Source organism: Acinetobacter sp. SWAC5 (genome assembly GCF_003419885.1).
GTDB lineage: Bacteria > Pseudomonadota > Gammaproteobacteria > Pseudomonadales > Moraxellaceae > Acinetobacter > Acinetobacter cumulans.
The window spans coordinates 108,863-134,728 of sequence record NZ_QUWR01000005.1 but is presented as its reverse complement, the minus strand read 5'-3'; the positions used below and the strand labels follow the sequence as shown (position 1 = coordinate 134,728).

Sequence of the window (25,866 nt, the reverse complement as noted above, 5' to 3'; positions counted from 1 at the left end):
ACTTATTCTTCGTCGGTATCGAGCCCAAATTTCTTTAAACGATAGCGCAAAGAGCGAAATGACATCCCCAGCTTTTTAGCAGCTAAGGTTCGATTCCAGTGCGTCAGATTGAGCGCATTTAGTAGAATTTCTTTTTCGATATTTTCTAGATAAGGCTCTAGTCCTTCTTCAGGCAGTTTCTTTAATGGCATACTGGTAACAGAGGCCATAGCAACAGCCTGAGAGGCATCTGTGTGATCCAGCACAGGTGCACTACGGCGCAGTGGGGCACTTTGCAAATGAGGTAAATCTATGCTGTCTGTGTCGCTGAGCGTGATGGCACGTTCAATAATATTGCGTAGCTCTCGCACGTTGCCTGGATAATATTGATTGAGTAGAAAATCTTGCGCGCGCTCTGTGAGGGCCTTGGCTTTAATATCCCATTCTGAGCAAATTTTTTGAATAAAATGCTGCGCCAATAACAAGATGTCATTGCCACGTTCACGAAGCGGTGGCAATTCTAAGTCCATCACATGAATACGGAAGAATAAATCCTGACGGAAGCGACCCTGTTGCACCAGTCCATCTAGATCTTGATGACTTGCACTGATAATGCGGAAATCGACATCAATTTCATGGTCTGCACCGACGGGACGAATCCGCTTTTCTTGCACAGCGCGGAGCAATTTTACTTGCATGCTTAGGGGTAATTCCGCAATTTCATCGAGGAATAAACTACCGCCATGTGCTGATTGAATCAGACCTTGCTTATCTTGGGTTGCACCTGTGAAGCTGCCTTTTTTATGGCCAAAAAGCTCACTTTCCATTAAGTCGCTCGGAATCGCACCGCAGTTAATGGCAATAAAGGGGCCTTCATTTCGATTACTTAGGCGGTGCACCAAATTTGCGACAACTTCTTTACCCGTACCTGATTCACCAGTAATAAAAACAGGTGCTTGTGAGCGAGCAATTTTTTTCAAAGTGATACGAAGCTGTTGAATTGGCAAGGATTGTCCAATCAACATTTTGTATTCTAGTGTGTCTTCTTGTGGTGTTGTAGAAGGAATTGGTTTATTGAGTGCTTTTTGTAGTAGTTGCTCTAAGTGCTTTGGATTAATGGGTTTGCTGACAAAATCGAAAGCACCTGCTTTGAGCGCTGCAATGGCAATTTCCATGTTGCCATACGCCGTTAAAACGGCTACAGGCAGGCTTGGGCAGTGCTCATTCATCCATTGTAATAGTTGTAAGCCATTACCATCAGGAAGGTTGAGGTCAGTTAAACAGGCATCGTATTGGTGTTCTGTTAAGCATTGGCGAGCTTCACTGAGTCGGTGTGCAATGTGTGTACGAATCCCCATGCGTGATAAAGACATTTGCATGAGTGTACATAAGTCTTCTTCATCATCGACCAACAGTACCAATGGTTGCTGTTCTGCCATATTTCCCCCCAAATAAAATCGATTAAACGGTCACGGCTAAGCAAGAAACTCTAAAACAGGCCCCTTGTTCTTTTTGTTCTACGTAGGTGAGCTGTGCTTGATTTGCTTCGCAAAAACTGTGCGCTAGGTACAATCCTAAACCAGTTCCTGTGATTTCGGTACTGAAAAATGGTTGAAATAATGCAGATCGATCATGTTCTGCAACACCAAGGCCGAAATCACGCACATCAATATGTATATATTTTTGATATGTATAAATATTTAATTCGATATGCGGTGTGCTGGGGTCATTATGTCGGATGGCATTGCGCACCAAATTAATCAGGACTTGGCGCAATTGACCTTCATCAAAGTGAATCGCCACAGGCTCTCGCATATTCAGTTGAATTTTATCTTGAATATCCGAAAGATCATCTTGAATGAGCTGAGGCATAAAGTGTTTTAATGGAATCAGTATTGGGCGCGTTTCTTTATTTTTCACCATATTGAGCGTGTCTTGCACAATACGGTCAATACGCACCGATTGTTTAGCAATCATGCTATGTAATAGTTTTTGTTGTGATGGATCACTATCTAAAAATAGATCATTGGCTTGAACGATGGCCGCCAATGGATTACGGATTTCATGTGCAATACTGGCAGAAAGCTGACCAAGGGCTGCTAATTTTAGCTGTTGTACATGCTGATTAATTTTTTGTGCATCCTGCAAGACCAGTAAGGTTAAGGTCTGGTGCGGCACATTCAGTTTTTGTACCCGAACATGAATATGAAAGCGACTTTGTTGTGATTGAAATTGGAATGTATCGCCATCGGGCAGTTCTTCAAATTTCATCAGCTCAAATAAGTCGGGTTGGGTTTTATACAGTGGATGTGTTTCATAGCGATACATCGGCGCAATGCCCAATAAATGACAAGCTTCAGGATTGCTGAGTACCACATGGCAGTTTTGGTCGAGCACCAAATAGCCCGTTTGAATTTGCTCTAAAATATAACGGTTAATATTTTGCAGTTGGTTTAATTCGAGGGACTGTGAAAAGTTCAAATTTTCCATGATCTGGAAGCGACGAATCGCAATTTGTCCACTTCCATAGACCACAAAAAATAAGAAGGCCAATAGAGCACTATTACCAATATTTTTCAGTGAGGTCAGCTCGAAAATGGAGCCAATAAATACTTGGTAAACGACACTAATGACGGCAATCAGTGTAATGAGTAGAGCTTTTTGTGCATTGAGTAAAAGCGAAGCTGCAAAAATACAAATGACGAACAGCAAGCTGATATGTAAATTTGGACCATCAAGTGCCAAGGTTAATAAGCTAAGCGCCGTAACATCGACAGCAAAGAGGCTTACCAGTTGCTTGGGAATATAAGCACGCACGCCACGCATTAAAAAAAACTGTAGGCTACTGATTAATGCATAAGCGCTCAGGACGTATAAATAAAAGCGCGGATACTGATATTCGACACTTAACTGTCGATAAGTCAGCATAAAAATCAGCAATAAGCCCGTACTGATAATGAAGCGATATGCGCTATACCACAGCCCGAGATGATACTGATTTAATTCCGCATGATAAGAAGGCTGGGGCATAAAGGATGCACTGGTATTTTTTAAGGTTTAATAAGGCCGTAGCGAATGGCTAGGTGAGTTAATTTGACGTCACTGTCTAAATTTAATTTTTCAAAAATACGGTAACGGTAAGTGTTGACGGTTTTTACACTCACAAAAAGCTTATCTGCAATCTCTTGTGCGCTAATACAATTGACCACCATCATCGCCACTTGCATTTCACGTTCTGAAAGTGCATCAAAAGGAGATTGTTGAGTGTCAGATAAATACGAGCTGGCCAATTGCTCTGCAATGTCGGCACTAAAGTATTTACCGCCTTGCATGACTTTGTTAATGGCACGCACCATTTCTGTAACAGGCGCACCTTTGGTGATATAGCCCTTCGCACCTGCTTTTAGGAGTAGGGAAGGATAAGGCTCTTCAGCAAGACCACTTACGGCTAACACTTTGGTGTCAGGCGCTGTTTGTAAGAGACGTCGTGTGGTTTCTACACCCCCAATACCTGGCATATTCACATCGAGAAGTACGACATTGGGGTGATGCTGACGCACCAGAGAAATCGCTTCTTCACCAGATTCGGCTTGCCCAATCACTTGTACATCGACATGGTCTTCTAGCATTCGACAAATACCTGTACGAACCAACTCATGATCGTCTACCACCAAAACTGTGATCACTGACATTCTCCCTCTGTTTTATACATGTCTTTTTTGTTACATAAAGCAAAATAAGCTTGCAATGAAACGACAAAATTAGCAATCCTATTCTTATCTACGATGAAAATATTTGATACACAATGTCGTGGGTAAAAATTGTTCTGCTATGTGCCTAAATGTAAGGCATATTTATGGTAATAGGCAAATTTTTAGCTAAATTACTAAGATAGAGTTGAGTAAGTAAAAGTGAAGAATTTAAATAAATCATTCGCACACGTGTTGGGCTTTTCATTTTTATTTGGCATAAGCACCGTAAGCTTTGCTGAAATTATTATGAATCCAAACACGAGTCAATCGAATTTGAGCTGGTCATCTGATGATGTCAGCCAACTTTTAAATCAAGATGTTTCATCTGCTACAGATGAGCCATCACCACAGGGTTCGACCAAAATCACCACCAGTGTGCGTAGTTCGAATGGCGTAACGACACAAAATGCACCGTCACAAACGGTACGTATTGTGGATACCAATAATTATGCCAACCAACCGAGCATTAATGCACGTGCGGCGATTGTGATGGATGGTCAAACAGGCGAAGTGCTGTACAGTAAAAACAGTAATGTTGCGCGTTCTATTGCATCGATTACCAAGTTGATGACAGCCGTGGTTATTTCAGATGCCCGCTTAAACATGTCTGAAAATATTACCTTACAGCAAGGTGATTTTTCATGTTCTGGCTGTAAGAGCTCAAGTTCGACTTTACGTGCCGGCGATAGCATGAATCGTGCAGAAGCATTGTTACTGGCGCTAATGAAGTCAGAGAACCCAGCAGCATCGGCTTTGGCACGTACTTATCCGGGTGGTCGTAGTGCATTTTATAGCGCGATGAATGCCAAAGCGCGTTCATTGGGCATGACCAGCACGCATTATGTCGAGTCTACAGGTCTACATCCGGGCAATGTCGCTTCAGCGCGTGATTTGGCGATTTTGGTGAATACAGCATCGCAATATGGTTTAATCCGTCAGTTTTCTACCACACCAAGTTATGACTTTAACTTGGGCTACCGTGTACTCAAATCCAATAATACCAATGCCTTGGTGCGTAATGGTGGTTGGAATATTAATATTTCTAAAACAGGTTATATCAATGAAGCAGGTCGCTGTGTTGTGATGCATACAACATTAAATAATCGTCCAGCTGTTGTTGTGTTACTGGGAGCCGATACCTCTCAAGCACGTACAGATGATGCAACGCGCTTAATGACTTGGGTAACTCAGTTACCAAAACGAATTTAAGGCTTAACTTCTTACTCAACTTGAGCTTTTTATTTTTAGGCTAAATTTAGCCCATAAAAAAACCCTGCTAGTGCAGGGTTTTCTTTATTCAATTAAATATGTGATTACATATTTGACAAAATTGAATCACGAACTTGATCCATTGTTGCATCGATTGACAACATTACGGCATCAGAGCATTGTTTGATTGCAGTATCAGGGTCTTTCAAACCATTACCTGTTACGGTACATACGATCACAGAACCTTCAGGAATTTTACCTGCTTTAAGGTCGCGGATTGCACCACCAATTGATGCTGCAGATGCAGGCTCAACAAATACGCCTTCATACATCGAAAGCATACGCTGTGCATCTAAAATTTCAGCATCAGTCAGTTCATCAAACCAACCTTGAGAATCGCGTACAACTGCTTTTGCATGGTTCCAGCTTTGTGGGTTACCAATACGAATTGCTGTTGCAATTGTTTCTGGATTTGCTACAGGTGCGCCACGTAGGAATGGTGCAGCGCCAGATGCTTGGTAACCGACCATCACTGGTAAACCTTCTGGTTTAGGGCCAGTGAAGGCGTCAGTTGCAGCATCGTAAATCACTTGTTCAAACTCACCTACAGGCTGGTTTGCAACAGCTTCTGTATAACCCATCCAGTGTGCAGTGATGTTACCTGCGTTACCTACAGGTAAGCAGTGGTAGTCTGGTGCACGGCCGAGTTCATCAACGATTTCGTAAGCAATGGTTTTTTGACCTTGCAAACGGTATGGGTTGATTGAGTTTACGATGGTTACAGGTGCTTGGTCTGCAACTTCTTTCACTAGGCGCATGCCATCGTCAAAGTTACCGCGGATTTGCATGGTGATAGCACCATACATCATTGCTTGCGCCATTTTACCCATGGCAATTTTGCCTTCAGGGATTAAAACGAATGCTTTGATGCCAGCGCGTGCAGCATAAGCGGCTGCAGCTGCTGAGGTATTACCTGTAGATGCACAGATAATTGCTTTTGAGCCTTCTTCAACAGCTTTTGTTACCGCCATGGTCATACCACGGTCTTTAAATGAACCAGTCGGGTTTAAGCCTTCGTACTTCACATAAATTTCAACATTTTTGCCAATTAAACGCGGAATATTTGCAAGTTTAATCAGTGGGGTATTACCTTCACCTAAAGAAATCGCTTTAGTAGTGGCAGACACTGGTAAACGGTCGCGATAGCGGTCAACTAAACCAGTATAACGATTGGCATTCGACATGATGATGTTCCAATTGTGTATAGAGCTTGGTAAGGGGAGAATTTCCCCTTAACCCGATTAATTATCAAGCGATTCTAAACGAATTCGTACAATTTCGCCATGAATGACAGGCAATGCTTGAATTTGTTGAAGGGCTTCATCCATTTTAGATTCTTTCACTGGATCGGTCAGAATCACGATAGGAATAAGGTCTTTTAAGCGCGATTGTTGCATGATGGCATCAATGCTAATGCCTGCACGGCTTAAAATAGTGGTCACTTCAGCTAAAACACCAGTTTGGTCTTCAGCATTAATACGGATGTAGTAACCTGTTGTCATTTCTTCGCGTGGCAGAATAGGTAAATCGCTTAAGCTTTCAAAAGCTAATTGCGGAATAGTCCCTGCACCATCTTCGGTATAAGAGATGTCACGTACGATATCGACAACGTCAGCAACAACTGCAGAAGCTGTAGGGCCTGCACCAGCGCCAGCGCCATAGTAAAGTGTTGGACCAACGGCATTGGCTTGTACTAATACAGCATTTTTCACGCCATTTACATTGGCAATCAGCTGTTCTTCTGGAATCAGCGTCGGGTGTACACGTAATTCGATACCGTTTGCTGCACGGCGTGCAATACCCAAGTGTTTAATGCGGAAACCTAAATCTTCAGCATATTTCACATCTTGTGCAGTCACTTTGCTAATGCCTTCAGTGAAGACTTTGTCAAATTGCAATGGAATACCAAAAGCGATAGATGCAAGAAGTGTAAGCTTATGTGCAGCATCAATGCCTTCAACGTCAAAAGTTGGATCTGCTTCTGCATAACCAAGCTCTTGCGCTTCTTTGAGTACGTCGGCAAAGGCACGGCCTTTTTCGCGCATTTCAGTCAAAATGAAGTTGCCTGTACCATTGATAATGCCAGCTAACCAATCAATTTTGTTGGCAGCCAAGCCTTCACGCATGACTTTAATAATTGGAATACCGCCAGCGACTGCAGCTTCATAGGCAATTTGTACATGATGATCATCAGCCAGTTTGAACAGCTCATTACCGTGCTCTGCGAGCAGGGCTTTGTTGGCTGTCACGATTTGCTTACCGTGTAAAATAGCTTCTTTGATCACTTCATACGCAGGGTGAATACCCCCCATAACCTCAATGACAACATCGACATCAGGTTGGCGAACGATCTCTAAAAGATCTGCGCTTTGTTGAACTGATGCAGGTAAATCAAGGTCAGGACGCGGGCGACGCGTTCCCACATGGGTAATTTCAATTTCACGACCGGTGCGACGTTTAATCTCAGCAGCATTTTCTTTTAGTAGTTTAAGGGCACCACCACCCACAGTACCAAGACCGAGGATTGCCAGACGAACTGGTTTCACGTCACACTCCATTTATTTCAGCAAATTTTTTAAGTGAACCTAGATCATAGCTAAAAAAAGCCTATGACTCTAGGAGATTCACAAATTTATATCTATCTATAAAAAACAGTAATTTAATCAATAAATTTTATTTATTTAAGCGTCCAATTAATTCGCTAGGCTCCATGTAGCCACCCAAATAAACACCGTCGGTATTATAAATTGCAGGAGTGCCATTTACGCCAATATTCAGACCCAATTTGTACATGTCGCGGACTGGGTTTTTGCATGATGCAGGAGGGAGTTGAACCCCTGAAATCGCTTGATTGAAGGCTTCTTGACGGTTTGCACTACACCAAACACTTTCCATTGCCGGCACAAATTGGTCACCACGTGGCCATGCAATATAGCGAACTTCGATGCCTTTGCTGGTAATCTCATCTAAATGTTCATGCAGTTTATGGCAATACGGACAGCTTGCATCGGTAAAGACGTAGATCACATGCTGTGTTTTACCTTTTGCTTTGTAAACAATGAGATCTTCAGTTTTGAGTTTTGCTAATTCTTTTTTGGTCACTTCAGACTGCAAACTTTCGCTGACATTATGCAAAGTTTTGTCACCTAAGCGGATGACATCACCTTGAATAATGTATTTGCCGTCGGCTGTGGCATACACAGAAGACATGCCTTCAAAGCTTACCCAGAATAAATTTGGGACTTCGGTGGCTTTTACACTGCTAATTTTGGCAGTAATGTTGGCTTTTTTCAGGCCTTCTTGCAGGGTCTGAATGAGACGTTGCTGTTGATTGCGTTCTGAAAGGGTAGAGGCTTCGCCCGTTGCTGGCGCACTTGCGGTTAAAGGCGCTTGTTTTTCTTCATCATTATTTGATTTGCTGCAAGCACTTAAAGCAAGGCCTGTAGCAAGTGTACATGCGATCACAATTTTTGAACGGGTAAATAGCATAAAAAACCCTTTTCTTTTCGCTTTTTAAAAAACAGGTGAGCTAGCATAGCAAAAAAATCGGGTGTGAAAAAAACTTCTTGGTCTGATATGCCATACCGTTAAGCGCGTGGATGAAACTGAGCATGGAGCTGTTGCATACGGACTTGCGCCACATGGGTGTAAATTTGTGTGGTTGATAAATCACTATGACCTAATAACATTTGTACCACACGTAGGTCTGCACCATGATTCAGTAAATGTGTCGCAAAGGCATGGCGTAATGTATGTGGTGAAAGTTCTGCTTGTATGCCTGCTTGTAAGGCGTAACGTTTAATGGCGTACCAAAAATTTTGTCGACTCATAATCCCGCCCAGTTGCGTTAAAAACACATAGTCAGTCGCAGTTTTATAGAGTTGTGGTCGTGATTCATTGAGATATTTTTCGACCCATTCACAGGCAGCCTGACCCATGGGCACCAAGCGTTCTTTATTGCCTTTACCGACAATGCGAATATAGCCTTGCTTCAGATTCATCAACTCTAATCTTAAATTTAAGAGTTCCGTCACACGTAGGCCACAGGCATAGAGCACTTCTAACATGGCACGATCACGTAAACCTAAAGCGGTTTGAATATCGGGTGCCAAAATAAGTGCTTCTACATCGGCTTCAGACAAATCCTTGGGCAGAGCTCGACCGAGTTTTGGGGTTTTATGTGTGCTGACAGGGTTGTCACTACGCAGTTTTTGCTCTCTCAGAAATTTAAAAAACGAACGCATGGCAGATAAGCAACGAGCAATTGAGCGTGGGCTTTTACCCTGTTGCGTTAGATGTAATAAAACATCAGAAATATCGTCTGCAGACCACGTCGGCATTGGGTGAGTAAGGCATTCACTACATTGGATTAAATCCGATAAATAGGCATTTCGCGTGTGCGGGCTAACGGTCTGTGCGATTAAATCGTCTCGATAACCTTTTAAAAAACTATAGTGTTCCGGAATGCTAACAGGAGTTGGAATACGAGGTTTTTTATTTAGCATGACGCACTCAGAATTAATGAATATAACCGATGGTGATGATTGATTTTATCAAATGTATTGTAACAATTCTTAGTAATCAATGTGCTATAACAGATGCGAATCATTATCGTATCTGATTTGGTAATTATTCTCATTTGTTTGTATACTGTTCAAAATATTTAAGGGTTGGATGCGGTGCGTTTATCTGATTTAAAAGTCAAACAAACTGCCATCATTAGCAAAGTAAATCGTACTTTGGATGGCGAAACTCAGACTGATTTAGTAGCAAGTCGCCTAGAAACGTTGGGTTTTGTTGCGGGTACGAAAGTACAAGTTATCACCAAAGGCATTTTTGGTGGTGATCCTATTTTAATTCAAGTTGGATTTACGCGTTTTGCTTTACGTAAAGTCGAAGCCGAAAAAATTGAAATTTTGCTTGAAGGGGCGTCAGCATGAGTGATGCTCTTCGTATTGCTTTAGTCGGGAATCCCAACTGCGGTAAAACCTCATTATTTAACCATTTAACGGGTACGCGCCAAAAAGTTGCGAACTATGCGGGTGTAACCGTTGAACGTAAGGTTGGTCAATTTGTATTGCCTTCAGGTAAGCCTGTACGTGTGCTGGATTTACCGGGTACTTATAGCCTAAATGCGACCAGTCCCGATGAAGCGATTACTCGTGATGTGGTGCAAGGTAAAATTGCAGAAGAAGGCCAACAAGATGCATTTTTATGTGTGGTGGATGCCACAAACTTAAAACTGCATTTGGGCCTTGTCATGGAAATGATTGAGCTGAAACGTCCTATTCTACTGGTATTGAATATGATGGATGAAGCACGTCGTCGTGGCATGCAGATTAATACGCAAAAACTTTCTCAGCGTTTGGGTATTCCAGTGGTAGAAACAGTGGCTGTACGTAATGCAGGCATTGAAAATCTCATGGGTGCGCTGGATGCAGGCACCTTTAGAACACCTGATGCTGCGTTGAGTGACGTGGGCAAAGCAGATTCTGTTCATGCACAAATCGAAAACATCTTAAAAGATGTAGTGGTGTATGTAGACCAAGAAGATAAGCGTTCTGACTTTTTAGATAAAATATTTTTACATCCTGTGTTTGGCTTGATTAGCCTTGCTGTGATGATGTTTGTGGTATTCCAAGCGGTCTTTGCGTGGGCTGCGCCATTTATGGATGGCATTGAAGGCTTCTTTGGTTGGTTTGGCGAAACCGTTGGTGCTTATATTTCACACCCAATGCTCAATAGTTTGGTGGTGGACGGCATTATTGCGGGTGCAGGTGGTGTTGTAGTCTTCTTGCCACAGATTTTAATTCTTTTCTTCTTTATTTTGGTTTTAGAAGAATCGGGTTATTTACCTCGTGCCGCATTCCTTTTAGACAAGTTGATGTATAAAGCTGGCTTAAGTGGCCGTGCCTTCATTCCATTGCTATCAAGTTTTGCATGCGCCGTACCTGGCATTATGGCAACTCGAAGCATTAGCGACCCACGTGACCGTTTAACCACGATTTTTGTTGCGCCACTGATGACCTGTTCGGCACGCTTACCTGTTTATGCGCTACTGATTTCTGCTTTTATTCCAGAAAAAATGGTTTGGGGAGTGTTCAATCTACAAGGCTTGGTACTGTTTGGCTTATATGCAGCAGGGATTGTGAGTGCTTTATTGGTTGCGACCGTACTTAAATTCTTCCAAAAAGATAAATCACAACATGCACTTTTAATGGAATTACCAAGTTATCGTATTCCAGATTTTAAGAGTGTTTGGATTGGTCTATTGGATCGCGCCAAAATCTTCTTAAAGCGTGTGGGTGGTATTATCTTTGCGCTTTCAATTTTATTGTGGTTCTTGTGTACCTTCCCTCAACCGCCAGAAGGTGCAACGCTGCCAGATATCGATTATTCATTTGCAGGAATGCTTGGGCATTTAATGCAACCTATTTTTGCACCACTTGGGTTTAATTGGCAGATTTGTATTGCCTTAATTCCAGCAATGGCTGCACGTGAAGTGGTTGTGGCTGCTTTAGGTACGGTATATGCCTTATCTGCAGCAGACGATGATGCTGTGGCACAAGGGCTATCAACACTCATCAGTACGGGTGACTTAAGCTGGTCATTGGCAACAGGTTTGTCACTGCTCGTTTGGTTTATTTATGCACCGCATTGCTTAGCGACATTGGCAACAGTGAAACGTGAAACAGGCTCAATGAAAACAGTTACATTCATGACGATTTACCTGTTTGGTTTGGCATATTTCATGTCATTTTTGACCTATCAAATTGCATCGCATTATTTAGGTTAAAAATTTAGATTAAAACATTTTACTTTGATGGTAAAAGGAGATTGAGATGATTGAAATTCTAATTGTGGCTGCTTTGGTCATTTGGAGTGCTGTCGTGGTGTTTAAAAAGGTATTTCCTCAAACATCGAACTCAGTCTTCACGTCTATTTCAAAAGCTTGTGCACGCCGTGGTTGGTCAAAACTGGCAACATGGTTAAAACCTGCTGCGGTTGCGGGTTGTGGTGGGAGTTGTGGTTGTTCTGCTACAGAAGAAGCACGCCCTCAAAAAGAGCAAGTACAGGCGGTTAAATGGAAGTAATTGCTTTAGCCATTGAAAATATGCTGTGTAAAAGAAAACCGTCATTTTTATGACGGTTTTTTTTACGCGCCGACACAAAAAAACCATCATAAAGTTAAAACAGAAAAAGCATTCAAAACAGCAAAGTGCTAACATTTCCACAGTTGTAAAATAGACCATAAACAGAGGCAAAAATGTTAATACAACGTGGTGGATTAAAAGTCGTTGCTGGGCTCGGAATATCTGGTGTTGCAGCAGTTAATTTCTTACATGACAAAGGCTACCGTGTTGCAGTAACAGACTCTCGAGAAACGCCACCCGGACATGACCAAATCCCCAGTGATGTGCAAACCAGTTTTGGTCAATTAGATCAAGAATTGTTATTACAAGCCGAAGAAATTGTCATTAGCCCAGGGCTTGATCCAAAATTAGTAGAAATACAAGCTGCGGTTGCAAAAGGCATTCCTGTGGTGAGTGAAATTCAAATTTTACGCCGCGCAACAGATAAACCGATTGTTGCCATTACAGGTTCAAATGCGAAAAGTACCGTAACCACTTTATTTGGCTTAATGGCTGCTGATGCTGGTAAAAAAGTGGCTGTGGGTGGTAACTTGGGTCGTCCTGCTTTGGACTTAACCAAAGATGATCCTGAGCTTTATGTGCTTGAACTCTCAAGCTTCCAACTCGAAACCACATCCAATTTGGCTGCTGAGGTGGCTGTAGTGCTCAATATGAGTGAAGACCATTTAGACCGCCATGGCGATATGATGGGTTATCACACAGCGAAGCACAGAATCTTTCAAGCTGTGAAAAAAGTTGTATTTAACCGCGACGACTCTTTAACACGTCCGTTGGTGCCAGATGCTACCCCAATGCAAAGCTTTGGCTTAAATGCACCTGATATTAATCAATTTGGTGTGTTGAAAGACGATGATGGCACTATTTGGTTGGCACGTGGTCGTGAGCGTTTACTCAATAGTGCAGACATGTATATTCAGGGCACGCATAATGTAGCGAATGCATTGGCATGTTTAGCATTAGGCGAAGCAATTGGCCTAAGCCTAGACAGTATGTTAAATACCCTAAAAACCTTTAAAGGTTTAGAGCATCGCTGTGAGTTCGTGAAAGAATTGCATGATGTGCGTTATTACAACGACTCAAAAGGCACCAATATTGGCGCGACATTGGCCGCAGTGGATGGCTTAGGGGCTGCCATTGAGGCCAAAGGCGGTAAAGTGGTCATTATTTTAGGCGGTCAAGGCAAAGGGCAGGATTTTACTGCACTGCGTGATTCGCTACAAAAATATGCCAAGGTTGCAGTACTCATTGGTGAAGACCGCCCAATTATTGAAAAAGCAATTACAGGAACAACCACATTAGTACATGCTGAAACTTTAAAACAAGCAGTTGAAATGTGCCAACAACATGCTCAAGCGTATGATGTCGTACTACTATCACCTGCATGTGCAAGTTTTGATATGTTTAAAGGATATAGTGAACGCGGCCATCAGTTTGTCGACTGCGTGAACGCATTGGCTTAAAAAAATGATAAGGAAAGTTGTATGGCTGGGTTAGCTCAGACGACCATAACTAAAATTACCGAGGTATATGAGCGCTGGGCACCACGCGTGCCCGCCGAAATTACCACACGTAATGTGCTCATATTTAGTGTATTGGCATTGCTGTGTATTGGTTCAATTATGGTGGCATCGGCATCTATGCCGTATGCTGCACGTTTACATGAAAATCCATTTCACTATATCACGCGACATGGGATTTCAATTTTAGCTGCTTCTATGGCGGCTTATGCAGTATATAAAGTCCCTTTAAATGTCTGGTTTAATAATACTTTTCCATTTTGGATATTAACCATTTTACTGCTGGCCGTGGTGTTGGTCGCTGGTACAGAAGTCAATGGTTCCACCCGATGGATTAAAATTGCAGGCTTTACCTTACAGGCTTCTGAAGTGGCGAAGGTGATGATGGCCATTTTCACCGCCGATTATGTGGTACGAAGGGCAGAGGAGGTGCGTAATAGCGTCTCTGGCTTAGTGCGCTTAGGTGGGGTCATGATTATCACGGTCGGCCTGATTTTGGCTGAGCCCGACTTAGGGGCAACCGCTGTAATTGTCTTGATGATTTTAGGCGTATTCTTTTTGGCAGGCGCGCCTGCTGTACAGTTTATCGCGTTCATGGCCTTTATTGTGGTGGGCTTAATTGTCGCGATTGTCTTTGAGCCATATCGTTTACAACGCGCCTTATCGTTTACCAATCCTTGGGCCGATCCGCTGGGCACAGGTTATCAGCTCTCTAATGCGTTGATGGCTTTTGGTCGTGGTGAATGGTTTGGGGTTGGTCTCGGTCATAGTATCCAAAAAATGTCCTATTTACCTGAAGCACATACTGACTTTATGTTGGCTATTTTGGGTGAAGAGTTCGGCTTTATGGGGATTACCACCGTGATGATTCTGTCATTCACACTGGTGGTCTGCAGTATTAAAATTGGTCATCGTGCCTTACGTAATCAATACTTGCGTGCAGGCTATTTGGCTTATGGCATTAGTATTATTTTCTTACTGCAAATTTTGGTGAATGCGGGCATGAACATGGGGATGCTACCAACAAAAGGTTTAACCTTGCCTTTTATTAGTTATGGTGGTTCATCTTTAATTATGTGTGCGGTGATGATGAGTTTAATCCTTAAGATTGAAAGCACGACCAATCAAGTAAACCCAAGTAAAGAAGAATCGAGCTTCTAAGCCGTTTAAAGTTGAATCGATCAGCCGAGTAGGGTGAAAACCGTACTCGGCATTTTTATGCCCGTGTGGGCGAATGTTCAGCTTTGCCCTAGGTGTATACACAGAATGAGCGTAATAAGCGCCGTATAAAAGATGGATACAGTTTAAAAAATCTAGGTTATAACAGTATAGAAAGGTAATACACAGGCGTAGCGGTGTGTTTTTAGGTGTAAATACCTTCGAGCATAGTTTGATGTGGAATATATGTACTTGACCACTGTGCAACCGCTTGTTGGAGCATACGTGCAGGGCGGTCGAGTTCTACTTCGGGTTGATGTAAAGCTTTGAGTGCACGTTGTAGCAATTGCGAAGGTTGGCTTAAATCTAAAGCTTCGGCCATATTTTGCTTAGAAAGTTTTTGCCTTTGATCATTCATGGCAAGCGGCAAGTGCATATACTGCAGTGGCGCATAGCCCAAAAGTTGACCCAACCAGATTTGTCGCTCGGTGTTGTCGAGTAAATCGGCACCACGCACCACATGCGTGATCCCTTGCAAATGATCGTCGACAACAACAGCCAATTGGTAATTAATAATGCCGTCACGGCGTTTTAGCACGAAATCACCTAAATCAAATTTTAAATTCGATTGATGCGTACCTTGAATTGGGTCTGTAAATTGGATGACTTGATCTGACACTTTAACCCGAATGGCTTGATGGGCTAAATCGAGCTGTAGGTCTCTGCACGTGCCTTGATAAATATGATTAGAACCGAGCATTTTACGTGTGCATTGGCAAGCATAGACCAAGCCTTGAGCATGTAATTGCTGAATCACGTCTTCATAAATGTCTAAGCGGTCTTTTTGAAAAATGATGTTGCTATCTGGATCAAATTCAAAGGCATCTATGGCACGTAAAATATGCGCTTCACTGCCAGGATAAATGCGGGGGATGTCGGTATCTTCAATCCGAACCAGCCATGAACCTTGCTGAGCGCGGGCTTCGCAATAGCTTGCAACAGCAGTAATTAAAGACCCAAAATGCAAAGGGCCGGTTGGCGATGGCGCAAACCGACCCACGTAATTCACTTCTTTCCCTTCCTGATTTAAAGGAAGGGGGAGGGATGCATTACTCAATAACATGAATTAACCGTTATTTTGCTTCTCTTTGATCTCTGCCAAAGTCTTACAGTCAATACAAAGAGTCGCAGTTGGGCGTGCTTCTAAACGACGCAAGCCAATTTCGATACCACAAGTTTCACAAAAACCGTAGTCATCGTTTTTAATTGCTTCAATTGATTGCTCAATTTTACGAATCAATTTGCGTTCACGGTCACGTGTACGTAATTCAATCGCAAACTCTTCTTCTTGTGTAGCACGGTCGTTAACATCAGGAAGTGCAGTGTTTTCATCCTGCATTGTGTTTAGCGTACGGTCTACTTCAGACATCAACTCAGATTTCCACGCAAGTAAAATATTGCGGAAATGTTGAAGTTGGCCTTCTGACATGTATTCTTCATTTTTCTTCGGCTGATAAGGTTCAATACCAAATAAGCTTGCAGTAGAACCGCCATCAGCCGACTTTGGCTTAGTTTTGCGTACGCGTTTTACAGACTTCTCTTCTGCAACATCAGTTTGTTCGTCTAAAACTTGATTTTGGTTATCATTCGCCATATAGGGCATTCCTCATCATATACGTAAATGGTTATACGCAAAAAATATGGTGATATGCATGTTATATCCACCCTTTCAAGGAGTTTCCTCCTGTGGGGGTCGTCATCATATAGACTTTTTTTCCTTTTTGATAGTCCCAGATGTCTGGATGTTTTATATCACTTTTCCATTTGAGGACATAAAGTAATAGAAAAAAAACAAATTGAAAAGTTAATAACCTGAAATTTCGACATTTATTTGTGGTTGCGATAAAGCAACACGATGTACTTCGGTTTCAAATTCGCCATTATTCTTTAAGCGTATCACTCTATATCCAGGTAAAACTTGATCTAAAGCAAAGGTTTGGCTATGTGGCTTAAACTGAATGCTGGTCGAAGGTGTCGATAAAAATTGAATATTATTCCATGTGTTCATCGAGTCTTGATGCACGTGTCCACAGATCACAATTTTGACATTACTGTGCTGTGAAATCACATCCATCAAATGCGTCGCATTTTTGAGTTTATGCTGATCAATCCATGCAGATTCCATCGCAAAGGGGTGGTGATGGCAAGCAATCAGAATATGCTGCTGCGGATGATCACTCAGAAGCTGATGTAATTGTTGTAATTGTACTTCGCTGATCCAACCATCGACTTTGTCTTTGACCGCACTATTGAGCAAAATTAGACTCCAAGCACCATAATGTAAAATATGTGCCTGATCTTGCTGTAAATGGAATGGAAATATGTCTGTACAGTCATGATTGCCTGGAATTTGATAATGGGGAATATCTAATCCATTCATAAACTGTAAATAACGGCTATAGGTTTCAGCAACAGGGACTTGTGCGAGGTCACCTGTGTGAATAATCGCATCGATATGTGGCACTTGTTGCTGAATGTGATACATCACGTCGTGAAAACTTTGCTCAGGATTGACTGAGACAAAATCTAACTCGTGCTGATCCATCAGATGTGTATCTGATATTTGAATGATGGTCCAATCAAACACGGGATCGTGCTTGTGTTGATCATTATTATTAATGAGAGGCATGTCCTTCCCCTTAGACATTCTTCATAGTATTTATCTGCATTTGTAACCATTGCAAGGCCATAATGACAGGCGCATTCTTTAACCGCCCATTGGTTAATAATGCTGGAATATCAGTGTAATCGATCAAATGAAGCTGAATATTTTCACCTTCTTCTTCTAAGCCAAAAATACCGCCGTGTTCAGGCAGTTGTGTGGCAGCAGCATATAAATGAAAAATTTCAGAGCAAGCACCCGCAGAAGGATAGAAGGTAAATAAATGCTGAAGTTGGTCGATTTCACAGCCTGATTCTTCAAGGCTTTCACGGCGAATACAACTTTCAGGTGATTCTTGACCATCTAATACACCTGCAATGACTTCGAGTTGCCATGCAGAATCTACATCATCAATTGCACCGATACGGAACTGTTCAATTAAGCCAATTTTTTGTTGTGTTGGGCTATACAATAACACGCCTGCGGCTTCTTTGCGTTGAATGAGTTCACGCGCCAAAGTGCGACTATATTGTTCTTGATTAAATAAGCGGTAACGTAAGCTGACTTTTTCAACTTGAATAAATCCTTTGAAGACGTGCTCACGGCTTTCTATCGTAAAATTATTCTGATTATAAGAGGCTTGTTTAATAATATTCATAAGCTTTATTAGGATGAAAAACAGCTGTTTTTCATCCTAACTGAGAATCACTCGAAGATAAAAGATTTTTTGCGTCAATTATACTTTGGAGTATAGTTTTTGACCATGTTCCTGATAAACGGCTTTCATTTCATTAAATCCATGTTCAATTTTTTGATTTAATGTATGCATTTCAGTGCTTTGGCTGGAATTATTTGCCTTGGCATATTCGCGTACATTTTGTGTAATTTTCATAGAACAAAACTTAGGCCCGCACATTGAACAGAAGTGTGCAGATTTATGTGCATCTTTGGGCATGGTTTCATCATGCATACTTCGGGCTGTGTCAGGGTCTAAGCTTAAGTTAAATTGATCTTCCCAGCGGAATTCAAAGCGAGCTTTAGAAAGCGCATTATCCCGTGCTTGCGCCCCTGGATGACCTTTGGCTAAGTCGGCAGCATGGGCTGCTATTTTGTAGGTAATAATGCCATCTTTGACATCTTTTTTATTGGGTAAGCCCAAGTGCTCTTTCGGTGTAACATAGCAAAGCATGGCTGTACCGTACCAACCAATCATGGCTGCGCCAATTGCGGAAGTAATATGGTCATAGCCTGGTGCAATATCAGTGGTTAAAGGGCCGAGTGTATAGAAAGGTGCTTCTTGGCAGACTTCAAGTTGTAAGTCCATATTTTCCTTAATCATGTGCATAGGTACATGGCCAGGACCTTCAATCATTACCTGAACATCATGTTCCCATGCGCGATGGGTTAGTTCCCCTAGGGTGCGTAATTCACTAAACTGCGCTTCATCATTGGCATCTTGTATGCAACCTGGACGTAAACCATCACCTAAACTAAAGGAAACATCATAGGCTTTCATAATTTCACAAATTTCATCAAAATGTGTGTAGAGGAAGTTTTCTTGATGATGTGCCAAACACCACTGTGCCATGATGGACCCACCACGAGAGACTATCCCTGTGAGGCGGTTAGCGGTCATTGGCACATAGCGCAATAGCACCCCAGCATGAATGGTAAAGTAATCGACGCCTTGTTCGGCTTGTTCAATTAAGGTGTCTTTAAAGATTTCCCAGTTTAAGTCTTCTGCAACACCATTTACTTTTTCTAAGGCTTGGTAAATTGGTACTGTGCCAATGGGTACAGGAGAATTACGAATAATCCATTCGCGGGTTTCATGAATATTTTTGCCGGTTGATAGGTCCATAATCGTGTCGGCCCCCCAGCGGGTAGCCCAAGTCATTTTGGCAACTTCTTCATCAATGCTTGAACCCAATGCCGAGTTGCCAATATTGGCATTAATTTTGACTAAAAAATTACGACCAATAATCATCGGTTCAATTTCAGGGTGATTAATATTGGCTGGAATAATCGCGCGGCCTTCAGCGACTTCTTTACGCACAAATTCAGGTGTGATTTCCATTAAATTATGTGCGCCAAAGTTTTGACCTGCATGCTGGCGCATATCCACACCTTCGCTTTGGCGTTGGTTTTCACGAATTGCGATGTATTCCATTTCTGGGGTAATAATGCCTTGTTTGGCATAATGCATTTGCGTTACATTTTTTCCAGCTTTTGCACGGCGTGGTTTTTGTATGTGTGCAAAGCGAATCTCTGCCGTACGAATGTCACGTAGGCGTTCTTGGCCAAATTTAGAGCTGAGTGTGTCTAAACATTCTGTGTCGTTACGCTCGGCAATCCAAGCTTCACGCACGTGAGGTAAGCCGACATTGAGATCGATATTGACATTTGGGTCGGTATACACGCCAGAGGTGTCATAGACCATCAGTGCCGGATTTTTTTCGAGGCCTTGCTCGGTTGGTGTATCTGTTAATGCAATTTCACGCATGGGAACTTGTATATCTGGGCGTGAGCCTTGGAGATATACCTTACGTGATGCAGGTAAAATTCGAGTGAGATCTTTAGCATCTTGCTCATGTTGAGCAGAAAGATCTGTAGCGGTGAGATTCGTTAATTGGTTCATTACAATGATCCTTATGAATGACATCAACGAATCAAGCACGACCAAAAACAGGGGCAAGTTGTACTTATGGCGCGCCTGAACATATAAAAATATGTAAAAAGCAGGGTATTTCTACCGACCAATAGACAACATATAGGCTTTCAGTTTTTAGCTGGCTTGATTCCTACGCAGGTATTAACCTGATCAGGTTCAACGGTACTCACCTTTAAAAGCATGTAATGCTTTTAAGTGATCTCAGCGGGAGATTACCCGCGCTCCGTCAAGCGATGCTCAAATTTTAGCGGAGTTGTACTGAAAAACAAAGCACGAAGCGACAGTAATCAGTACGATAAAAATGCTTTGCGAAGATTTAACAAGGTGATGATGTGTATACATCACAGACAGATAGCATCACTAAAACAGTCTTTGCTAGAGTTTTGGCGTGTTAAATCAAGATAATGTATCAATTGCTGTTCGGCAGTTGCAGATGCGGGGGCAGGAATCTTTTGTCTACGTTGCTCTTCGCTCATGTGATAGAACTGAATAAATTTCTTCGCCAATTTTGATAATTCAGAATCATGGCGTTGGGAGAGTTTTTCAATTTCCTCCCAAGAGCTTACTCGTACAGAATATTGGTCATGATAGCCTTCTGATACGGGGCTTTTGGGTGCACCAATAAATAAAAAATAACGATATTGTGCGAGAAGCAATTTAGCATCACTTAAGTAGCTACTTTGTGGATATTGTTGAATATAATCTTCCCAATAGAGCGCGCGCCGTGCCACTTCAAAGGGTTCAATGAGCAGGCTTTTGTCTTGAATAGCAGTTTCAATATTTTGATGCGCCAAGTTTTCAATAAATACTTTTTCAGCCTCTGGCATATATGGCGCAAAAATCCGGGCCAGATATTCAGGGCTACGACGGTAGCTCAGTTGTTCATTGCCTGCATCCACCACTTCGACATAGGCTTGTCCTTGATGTTTGAGTAAGTATTGATCCCGTGCGGTCAGCTGTTCAAAATGACTCTGATGAATGGTGGGATGTTGTGCCATATCAAACGCATAGCGCTCAAAGGCGATTTGCTGTGCAGGAGTACGTTTAACCTGCAAAAAGTTATCGTACATTTGTAAGGATAGGCTTAATAAGGCTTTTTGTTGCTCAAGATTAAGCAAAGGCAAACAAACTTTTAAATCTTGATTAATTTGTTCTAGGGCAAAAGTGGTACGCTGATCATTAATCTCAGCCATATTTTTTTTAATATTTTGGCACATGAGCGTGAGATCAACTGCCGTATTTTGCACTTTAGGCGTTTCAATTTGCTCTTTAATTGGGTGTGGCTCATCTTGTTGCTGACAGGCAACCATTGCAATTATGCAACCAATAAGGAGAATTCTGTATGGAACAGAAAAAAAAGAACGTAAAGACACAGTCACCCAGTCACAAAAAATTGAAATTTGTCCGATAGAATGTCGGTATTTTATAGCGCCAAAAGCATGAAGAATGTGTAGTATTGTGCATTGCTTTGTTACAGCGTTGTCAGCGTTTATGATTATTTCAGGAAAATACGCTAAATTATAAGAATCACTGTAAAAAATTAATAAAAATCATACGGAAAATTGCATAAATCGCTTTAGTATTTGCTTTGACTTCAGATTGAATGTCAAAGAAGCGATAAAGAATTGCAGGGATTTGCCAAAAAAAATGAAGATAAATTACTTACTCTGTACGTGTGCGTTGTTCTTAAGTCCATGGGCCACTGCCTTGGATTTGGTCGATGCTTATGAACGAGCAAAACAGTCTGATCCTACTTGGCAAGCCAATCAGTTGCAGTATAAAGCCGATCAATTGAACCTTGGTATTGCTTCAGGCAATTTATTGCCCACGATTAGCTTATCGGGCAATGTGACCCGTAAAAACCAAGGTGAAAATACATCAGGTGCATCGGCAGGGTTGAATATGCCTAGCAGTGTGACCAGTAAACAAATTGCTTTAACAGCTCGCCAGCCACTTTTTCGCTGGGATGCATGGGAAGGGTTAAAGCAAGTCAAAACCTCAATTAATTTGAGTGAAATTAGTCTTCGGTTACAACGACAAGATCATATTTTAAATGTCGCGGATTCCTATTTTAATGTACTGCGTCAGCAAGCTTTAACCGTGGCTAATTTACAAGAAGAAAAAGCACTATCTGAACAGCTCAAAATGATGGATGCCAAGCTCAAAGAAGGCTTAGTGGCTAAAAGCGATGTGAGTGAAGCCAATGCGCAGTATCAAAATGCGCGGGCGAACCGCATGGCCACACAAGTACAATTGGTGTTGGCACAAGAAAAACTCCAGCAAATGATTGGCCCTTATACTGAAAATTTAGCCGTGCTACGTGATGATTTTGAATTTCAGAAACCTGTTCCAAGTAGTATGCAGGCTTGGGAAGATTTAGCCATGGGGCAGAACCTCGGTATTTTGCAAGCACGTATGCAACAACGTTATGCCGAAGATAAAAAGCGTGTCGAAAAAGCGGCACTTTACCCACAAATTGAAGCTGTTGGTACGTATGGTTATGCCAAGCAAAGCCCAAACTCGATCATGTCGCAAGATGGTCAGTTTAACCAAGTGGGTGTAGAAATGAATTGGAATCTGTATACGGGTGGGCGTACGCAGAAGTCGATTAAACAAGCCGCAGTGAATGTGCAAAAAAGTGAAGCAGAATTAGACGCAGCTGTCCGTAAAGCCACAACGGATGTCAAGCAAGCCTATATGCAGGTAGACACAGATCAAACGAAGATCCAAGCGCGTAAAGCTGCAATGGAGTCTTCTGCAACGGTGTCGAAGGCTTCACAAGCACAGTACCGTGAGGGCTTAAAAACCATGGTCGATGTACTATTGGCGCAGCGTAACGCTTTTTCTGCTAAGCAAGATTATTTAAATACCAAATATGATTATTTGGTCCATGTATTGAAGCTTAAAGCGGCTGTGGGTAAGTTGAGTGAAACTGACCTTGAAGAAATGAACATCTGGCTGTCTCAACCTACGGTCGATATGCGTATAAATAAACCTTAAGTCGTCATAAAAGCTTCATAATGGATATGTTCTAATAGAGCCTATTAAATTCTCTAAATTTGTTGCTGTGGAGTGCATGCATTGAGCCCAAACAACCCGATTTTAAATCACCATATTTCGTCTCAATTTAATGAAGATTTACAAGGTGTAAACACGAAGTTTATGACCATGGGTGGTTTGGTTGAACAGCAGGTGGCAAATGCAATCCATGCTTTATTGGATACCGATGCCGCGATGGCGATTGATGTGCAATTTCAAGACAATGCAGTAAATCGTTTAGAAACAGAAATTGATGAAGCGCTGACCTTAATTTTGGCACGTCGTCATCCTGCAGCTATTGATTTGCGTATGGTGATTGCAATGTCCAAAGCCAATACAGATTTAGAACGAATTGGTGATGAAGCTGCAAAAATTGCCCGTATAGCACAAAGCTTATGTGAAGAGGGTGGTTCACCTCGCGGTTACATGGAAACTCGTCATATTGGTAACCAAGTGCGTGTCATGATTCATGATGCCTTAGATGCTTTTGCACGTTTAGATGTAGATCAGGCTTTAAAAGTACTGTTGGCTGATGCCGATATTGACCGTGAATATCAGTCTGCAACACGTACTTTAATGACCTATATGATTGAAGATCCGCGCCATATTACGCGTGTGATTAATGTGATGTGGGTACTTCGTTCTTTGGAACGCATTGGTGACCATGCACGCAATATTTCAGAGCAAGTGATTTATATGGTGAAAGGCCTAGATGTGCGCCATACCAGTGTCGAAGAAATTGAGTTGAAGGTTCAGCGCTAAGCGACTGAATGGAGCTTATAAGCCTGCGAATTGCAGGCTTTTTTATTTTTAAGTGCGTATAGTTTGCTTAACTATGTGTTTCTTCTTCACCATCTTCTTCAAAGGTTTTGGCAATTTTTTCAATATTGAGGCTCTTGGCCATCGCATCAAAAATATCTTTATACACACCTTCTTGATGATAAAGCTGATGATGTTCGCCATGTTCTGTAATACATCCATCTTTCATCACATAGGTGTAATCGGCATCAATAATTTGCGACAAACTGTGGGAGATAATGACCACTGTACGCCCTTGCTTAATTTCATCGAGGCTGTGTTTGATTTGCTCAGTGGCAATCGCATCTAAGCTGGCTGTAGGTTCATCTAAAAAAATAATCGGTGGATTTTTTAAAAACATTCGTGCTAAGGCAATGCGTTGTTGTTGGCCACCGGACAGCATGAGTGCATCTGTGTCATAGCTATGTTCGAGTTGCAAAATTTGCTCATGAATTGAGGCTTTTTTTGCAACTTCAATGACATCGTCTAAGCTGGCATGGGTTTTACCATAACGAATATTTTCAAAAATTGTGCCTTGGAAAATATGATTTTTTTGCAAAACTAAACCAATATGTTCACGTAAATAATGCGTATCGATGTCTTGCAGGGGAATCCCATCAATCTGAATTGTTCCTGCTTGAGATTGGTAAAATTTGTCTAAGAGACTAATTAAGGTCGATTTTCCTGCACCCGACAAACCGACTAAGGCAGTAATTTTATTGGGTTGAATAGTCATATTGATCTGTTTTAAAGCTTGATGACCATTGGGATAGGAAAAGTCGACATTTTGTAGTTTAAATTCACCCTGAATTGATGGCTTTAAGGGGCCAGAATGTTCAATTTCATCATCCGCTTCAAGAATGCCAAAGAAGCTTTCGGCATAAATCATGGCATCATTCACTTCATCATAGATGCGATGCAAAGAGCGAATCGGAGCTGAAACATTATTAAAGAGTAAAACATGGTACATAATCATCCCAATGGTCATTTGTCCATCGAGCACAAAATAGGCTGTTAAGATAATAATGAGCACAATGCCAATTTGTTCAATAAAGGTTTTTAAGCCATCAAACACAAAACTGGTTTGGCGCGTGCGCATTTGGTTGTGGGTGAGTTCTTTTTGTAATTTTAGTTGTTTTTCTGCTTCAATCGATTCGCGATTAAACGACTTAATGACGGTAATTGAATTAATAATACCTAAAATCCCTTGGCTTTTTTTCTCACGACCGTCACGTAAGTTTCTACGCCATCCCCCGAGCTTTTGCGCTTGTTTATAGGTCAGCCAAAAGTAAATTGGCACAATGCTAAGGGCAACTAATCCGACATAGATGTTGGCATAAAACATGAGCCCGAGTGCAATAATGGCACTGGTAAATAAGGGCAAGATATCAATAAAAAATATTTGCACCAAGCGGGTGAGAGAGCCAATCCCACGGTCAATACGAGTTTGTAATTTACCCGCTTGGTTTGCATCGTGATTAAAAAAAGCCAAGCGATAGGTGAGAAATTTTTCAATAATGCCTTGAGCTAAATCTTGCGATACAAAAATGCGCAGTTTCTCGCCATAAAATTTTTGACCAAATTGCACCACCGCATTGAGGATTTCTTTGCTTAATAAAATGATGCTAATGGTGATTAAGATGCGCCAGCCTTCGGCGAGACCCTGACCAGCCTCTAACAGCGAATTGATCCGATCGACGGCATATTGCAAGGTGAGTGCATTGACTTGTGCTGTTAAGGCGCCAATAAGCGTTAAAATTAAGGTCGCGATAACCAATAATTTATAAGGATGCACAAAGGGGCGTAACTTATGAAAGAGTTGCCAGAGGCTCATGGGCAGTTATTTTTATTGTTGAATTGATTTTAG

22 protein-coding genes and 1 riboswitch are annotated in these 25,866 nt (G+C 41.8%); of the genes, 8 read left to right on the top strand and 14 right to left on the bottom strand.

The features are described from left to right. Positions 1 to 2: 2 nt before the first annotated feature. The 3 genes from DYI81_RS05440 to DYI81_RS05430 are packed head-to-tail and all read right to left on the bottom strand — an operon-like array spanning position 3 to position 3,665. Positions 3 to 1,418, bottom strand: coding sequence for a sigma-54 dependent transcriptional regulator (locus DYI81_RS05440; protein ID WP_106983865.1), 1,416 nt, complete (start codon positions 1,416 to 1,418; stop codon positions 3 to 5). Positions 1,419 to 1,440: 22 nt separating this feature from the next. After that, positions 1,441 to 3,009 (bottom strand): HAMP domain-containing sensor histidine kinase, encoded by a 1,569-nt coding sequence (locus DYI81_RS05435; RefSeq protein WP_106983866.1) that lies wholly within the window; start codon positions 3,007 to 3,009, stop codon positions 1,441 to 1,443. Between the two features lie 20 nt (positions 3,010 to 3,029). Further along, positions 3,030 to 3,665, bottom strand: a complete 636-nt coding sequence (locus tag DYI81_RS05430; RefSeq protein ID WP_106984092.1) for a response regulator — start codon at positions 3,663 to 3,665, stop codon at positions 3,030 to 3,032. Between the two features lie 225 nt (positions 3,666 to 3,890). Between DYI81_RS05430 and DYI81_RS05425 the strand changes: the two genes are divergently transcribed. Then, a complete protein-coding gene (locus DYI81_RS05425; RefSeq protein ID WP_130125643.1) occupies positions 3,891 to 4,940 on the top strand; it encodes a D-alanyl-D-alanine endopeptidase in 1,050 nt (349 codons plus the stop codon). A gap of 104 nt (positions 4,941 to 5,044) precedes the next feature. Here the strand turns inward: DYI81_RS05425 and thrC are convergent, their stop codons facing one another. From thrC to xerD, 4 genes are all read right to left on the bottom strand, one after another. Further along, the gene (gene thrC / locus DYI81_RS05420; protein WP_106983867.1) at positions 5,045 to 6,184 is read right to left on the bottom strand and encodes a threonine synthase; all 1,140 of its coding nucleotides are present in this window, start codon (positions 6,182 to 6,184) and stop codon (positions 5,045 to 5,047) included. 57 nt (positions 6,185 to 6,241) lie between these two features. Continuing rightward, complete coding sequence (locus DYI81_RS05415) at positions 6,242 to 7,546, bottom strand: homoserine dehydrogenase (RefSeq protein WP_106984094.1); 1,305 nt, start codon at positions 7,544 to 7,546, stop codon at positions 6,242 to 6,244. 127 nt (positions 7,547 to 7,673) lie between these two features. After that, the gene (locus tag DYI81_RS05410) at positions 7,674 to 8,489 is read right to left on the bottom strand and encodes a DsbC family protein (RefSeq protein WP_106983868.1); all 816 of its coding nucleotides are present in this window, start codon (positions 8,487 to 8,489) and stop codon (positions 7,674 to 7,676) included. Positions 8,490 to 8,587: 98 nt separating this feature from the next. Beyond that, a complete protein-coding gene (gene xerD / locus DYI81_RS05405; RefSeq protein WP_106983869.1) occupies positions 8,588 to 9,505 on the bottom strand; it encodes a site-specific tyrosine recombinase XerD in 918 nt (305 codons plus the stop codon). Positions 9,506 to 9,679: 174 nt separating this feature from the next. Between xerD and DYI81_RS05400 the strand changes: the two genes are divergently transcribed. The 5 genes from DYI81_RS05400 (at position 9,680) to ftsW (ending at position 14,832) form a co-directional block, all read left to right on the top strand. After that, on the top strand, positions 9,680 to 9,940 hold the full coding sequence (locus DYI81_RS05400; RefSeq protein ID WP_106983870.1) for a FeoA family protein: 261 nt from the start codon (positions 9,680 to 9,682) through the stop codon (positions 9,938 to 9,940). Further along, complete coding sequence (locus DYI81_RS05395; protein ID WP_106983871.1) at positions 9,937 to 11,796, top strand: ferrous iron transporter B; 1,860 nt, start codon at positions 9,937 to 9,939, stop codon at positions 11,794 to 11,796. The genes DYI81_RS05400 and DYI81_RS05395 overlap by 4 nt, the downstream gene beginning before the upstream one ends. A 46-nt stretch (positions 11,797 to 11,842) precedes the next feature. Then, positions 11,843 to 12,094, top strand: coding sequence for a DUF6587 family protein (locus DYI81_RS05390; RefSeq protein ID WP_106983872.1), 252 nt, complete (start codon positions 11,843 to 11,845; stop codon positions 12,092 to 12,094). Between the two features lie 173 nt (positions 12,095 to 12,267). Then, complete coding sequence (murD, locus tag DYI81_RS05380; RefSeq protein WP_117006925.1) at positions 12,268 to 13,614, top strand: UDP-N-acetylmuramoyl-L-alanine--D-glutamate ligase; 1,347 nt, start codon at positions 12,268 to 12,270, stop codon at positions 13,612 to 13,614. Between the two features lie 21 nt (positions 13,615 to 13,635). Continuing rightward, positions 13,636 to 14,832 carry a putative lipid II flippase FtsW gene (gene ftsW / locus DYI81_RS05375; protein WP_106983874.1) on the top strand — a complete coding sequence of 399 codons (1,197 nt, stop codon included), beginning with the start codon at positions 13,636 to 13,638 and terminating at the stop codon, positions 14,830 to 14,832. Between the two features lie 202 nt (positions 14,833 to 15,034). On the opposite strand, the gene gluQRS is transcribed toward ftsW, so the two are convergent. From gluQRS to DYI81_RS05345, 6 genes are all read right to left on the bottom strand, one after another. Next, positions 15,035 to 15,952 carry a tRNA glutamyl-Q(34) synthetase GluQRS gene (gene gluQRS / locus DYI81_RS05370; RefSeq protein WP_106983875.1) on the bottom strand — a complete coding sequence of 306 codons (918 nt, stop codon included), beginning with the start codon at positions 15,950 to 15,952 and terminating at the stop codon, positions 15,035 to 15,037. A gap of 3 nt (positions 15,953 to 15,955) precedes the next feature. Continuing rightward, positions 15,956 to 16,483 (bottom strand): RNA polymerase-binding protein DksA, encoded by a 528-nt coding sequence (dksA, locus tag DYI81_RS05365; protein WP_106983876.1) that lies wholly within the window; start codon positions 16,481 to 16,483, stop codon positions 15,956 to 15,958. 210 nt (positions 16,484 to 16,693) lie between these two features. Beyond that, the gene (gene cpdA / locus DYI81_RS05360; protein ID WP_117006924.1) at positions 16,694 to 17,518 is read right to left on the bottom strand and encodes a 3',5'-cyclic-AMP phosphodiesterase; all 825 of its coding nucleotides are present in this window, start codon (positions 17,516 to 17,518) and stop codon (positions 16,694 to 16,696) included. Between the two features lie 10 nt (positions 17,519 to 17,528). Then, a complete protein-coding gene (locus DYI81_RS05355; protein WP_117006923.1) occupies positions 17,529 to 18,149 on the bottom strand; it encodes an NUDIX domain-containing protein in 621 nt (206 codons plus the stop codon). A 78-nt stretch (positions 18,150 to 18,227) separates the two neighbouring features. Then, entirely contained in the window at positions 18,228 to 20,129 is a 1,902-nt protein-coding gene (thiC, locus tag DYI81_RS05350) for a phosphomethylpyrimidine synthase ThiC (protein WP_117006922.1), read from the bottom strand. 143 nt (positions 20,130 to 20,272) lie between these two features. Then, a riboswitch (TPP riboswitch) is annotated at positions 20,273 to 20,398 on the bottom strand. A 105-nt stretch (positions 20,399 to 20,503) separates the two neighbouring features. Further along, the gene (locus tag DYI81_RS05345) at positions 20,504 to 21,472 is read right to left on the bottom strand and encodes a hypothetical protein (protein WP_117006921.1); all 969 of its coding nucleotides are present in this window, start codon (positions 21,470 to 21,472) and stop codon (positions 20,504 to 20,506) included. A gap of 337 nt (positions 21,473 to 21,809) precedes the next feature. On the opposite strand from DYI81_RS05345, the gene DYI81_RS05340 reads away from it, so the two are divergent. After that, on the top strand, positions 21,810 to 23,162 hold the full coding sequence (locus DYI81_RS05340; protein WP_106983881.1) for a TolC family outer membrane protein: 1,353 nt from the start codon (positions 21,810 to 21,812) through the stop codon (positions 23,160 to 23,162). 81 nt (positions 23,163 to 23,243) lie between these two features. Beyond that, positions 23,244 to 23,963 carry a phosphate signaling complex protein PhoU gene (phoU, locus tag DYI81_RS05335; protein WP_106984095.1) on the top strand — a complete coding sequence of 240 codons (720 nt, stop codon included), beginning with the start codon at positions 23,244 to 23,246 and terminating at the stop codon, positions 23,961 to 23,963. A 67-nt stretch (positions 23,964 to 24,030) separates the two neighbouring features. On the opposite strand, the gene DYI81_RS05330 is transcribed toward phoU, so the two are convergent. Continuing rightward, complete coding sequence (locus tag DYI81_RS05330; RefSeq protein ID WP_117006920.1) at positions 24,031 to 25,833, bottom strand: ABC transporter ATP-binding protein; 1,803 nt, start codon at positions 25,831 to 25,833, stop codon at positions 24,031 to 24,033. Between the last annotated feature and the right edge of the window lie 33 nt (positions 25,834 to 25,866).

Bases quoted from the DNA above. Each gene is read 5' to 3' on its own strand.
- DYI81_RS05435 (WP_106983866.1), bottom strand. From the start codon at position 3,009: ATGCCCCAGCCTTCTTATCATGCGGAATTAAATCAGTATCATCTCGGG.
- DYI81_RS05390 (WP_106983872.1), top strand. From the start codon at position 11,843: ATGATTGAAATTCTAATTGTGGCTGCTTTGGTCATTTGGAGTGCTGTC.
- thrC (WP_106983867.1), bottom strand. From the start codon at position 6,184: ATGTCGAATGCCAATCGTTATACTGGTTTAGTTGACCGCTATCGCGAC.
- DYI81_RS05440 (WP_106983865.1), bottom strand. From the start codon at position 1,418: ATGGCAGAACAGCAACCATTGGTACTGTTGGTCGATGATGAAGAAGAC.
- xerD (WP_106983869.1), bottom strand. From the start codon at position 9,505: ATGCTAAATAAAAAACCTCGTATTCCAACTCCTGTTAGCATTCCGGAA.
- DYI81_RS05355 (WP_117006923.1), bottom strand. From the start codon at position 18,149: ATGAATATTATTAAACAAGCCTCTTATAATCAGAATAATTTTACGATA.
- murD (WP_117006925.1), top strand. From the start codon at position 12,268: ATGTTAATACAACGTGGTGGATTAAAAGTCGTTGCTGGGCTCGGAATA.
- thiC (WP_117006922.1), bottom strand. From the start codon at position 20,129: ATGAACCAATTAACGAATCTCACCGCTACAGATCTTTCTGCTCAACAT.
- gluQRS (WP_106983875.1), bottom strand. From the start codon at position 15,952: ATGTTATTGAGTAATGCATCCCTCCCCCTTCCTTTAAATCAGGAAGGG.
- cpdA (WP_117006924.1), bottom strand. From the start codon at position 17,518: ATGCCTCTCATTAATAATAATGATCAACACAAGCACGATCCCGTGTTT.
- ftsW (WP_106983874.1), top strand. From the start codon at position 13,636: ATGGCTGGGTTAGCTCAGACGACCATAACTAAAATTACCGAGGTATAT.
- DYI81_RS05395 (WP_106983871.1), top strand. From the start codon at position 9,937: ATGAGTGATGCTCTTCGTATTGCTTTAGTCGGGAATCCCAACTGCGGT.
- DYI81_RS05330 (WP_117006920.1), bottom strand. From the start codon at position 25,833: ATGAGCCTCTGGCAACTCTTTCATAAGTTACGCCCCTTTGTGCATCCT.
- dksA (WP_106983876.1), bottom strand. From the start codon at position 16,483: ATGGCGAATGATAACCAAAATCAAGTTTTAGACGAACAAACTGATGTT.
- DYI81_RS05410 (WP_106983868.1), bottom strand. From the start codon at position 8,489: ATGCTATTTACCCGTTCAAAAATTGTGATCGCATGTACACTTGCTACA.
- DYI81_RS05340 (WP_106983881.1), top strand. From the start codon at position 21,810: ATGAAGATAAATTACTTACTCTGTACGTGTGCGTTGTTCTTAAGTCCA.
- DYI81_RS05345 (WP_117006921.1), bottom strand. From the start codon at position 21,472: ATGGTTGCCTGTCAGCAACAAGATGAGCCACACCCAATTAAAGAGCAA.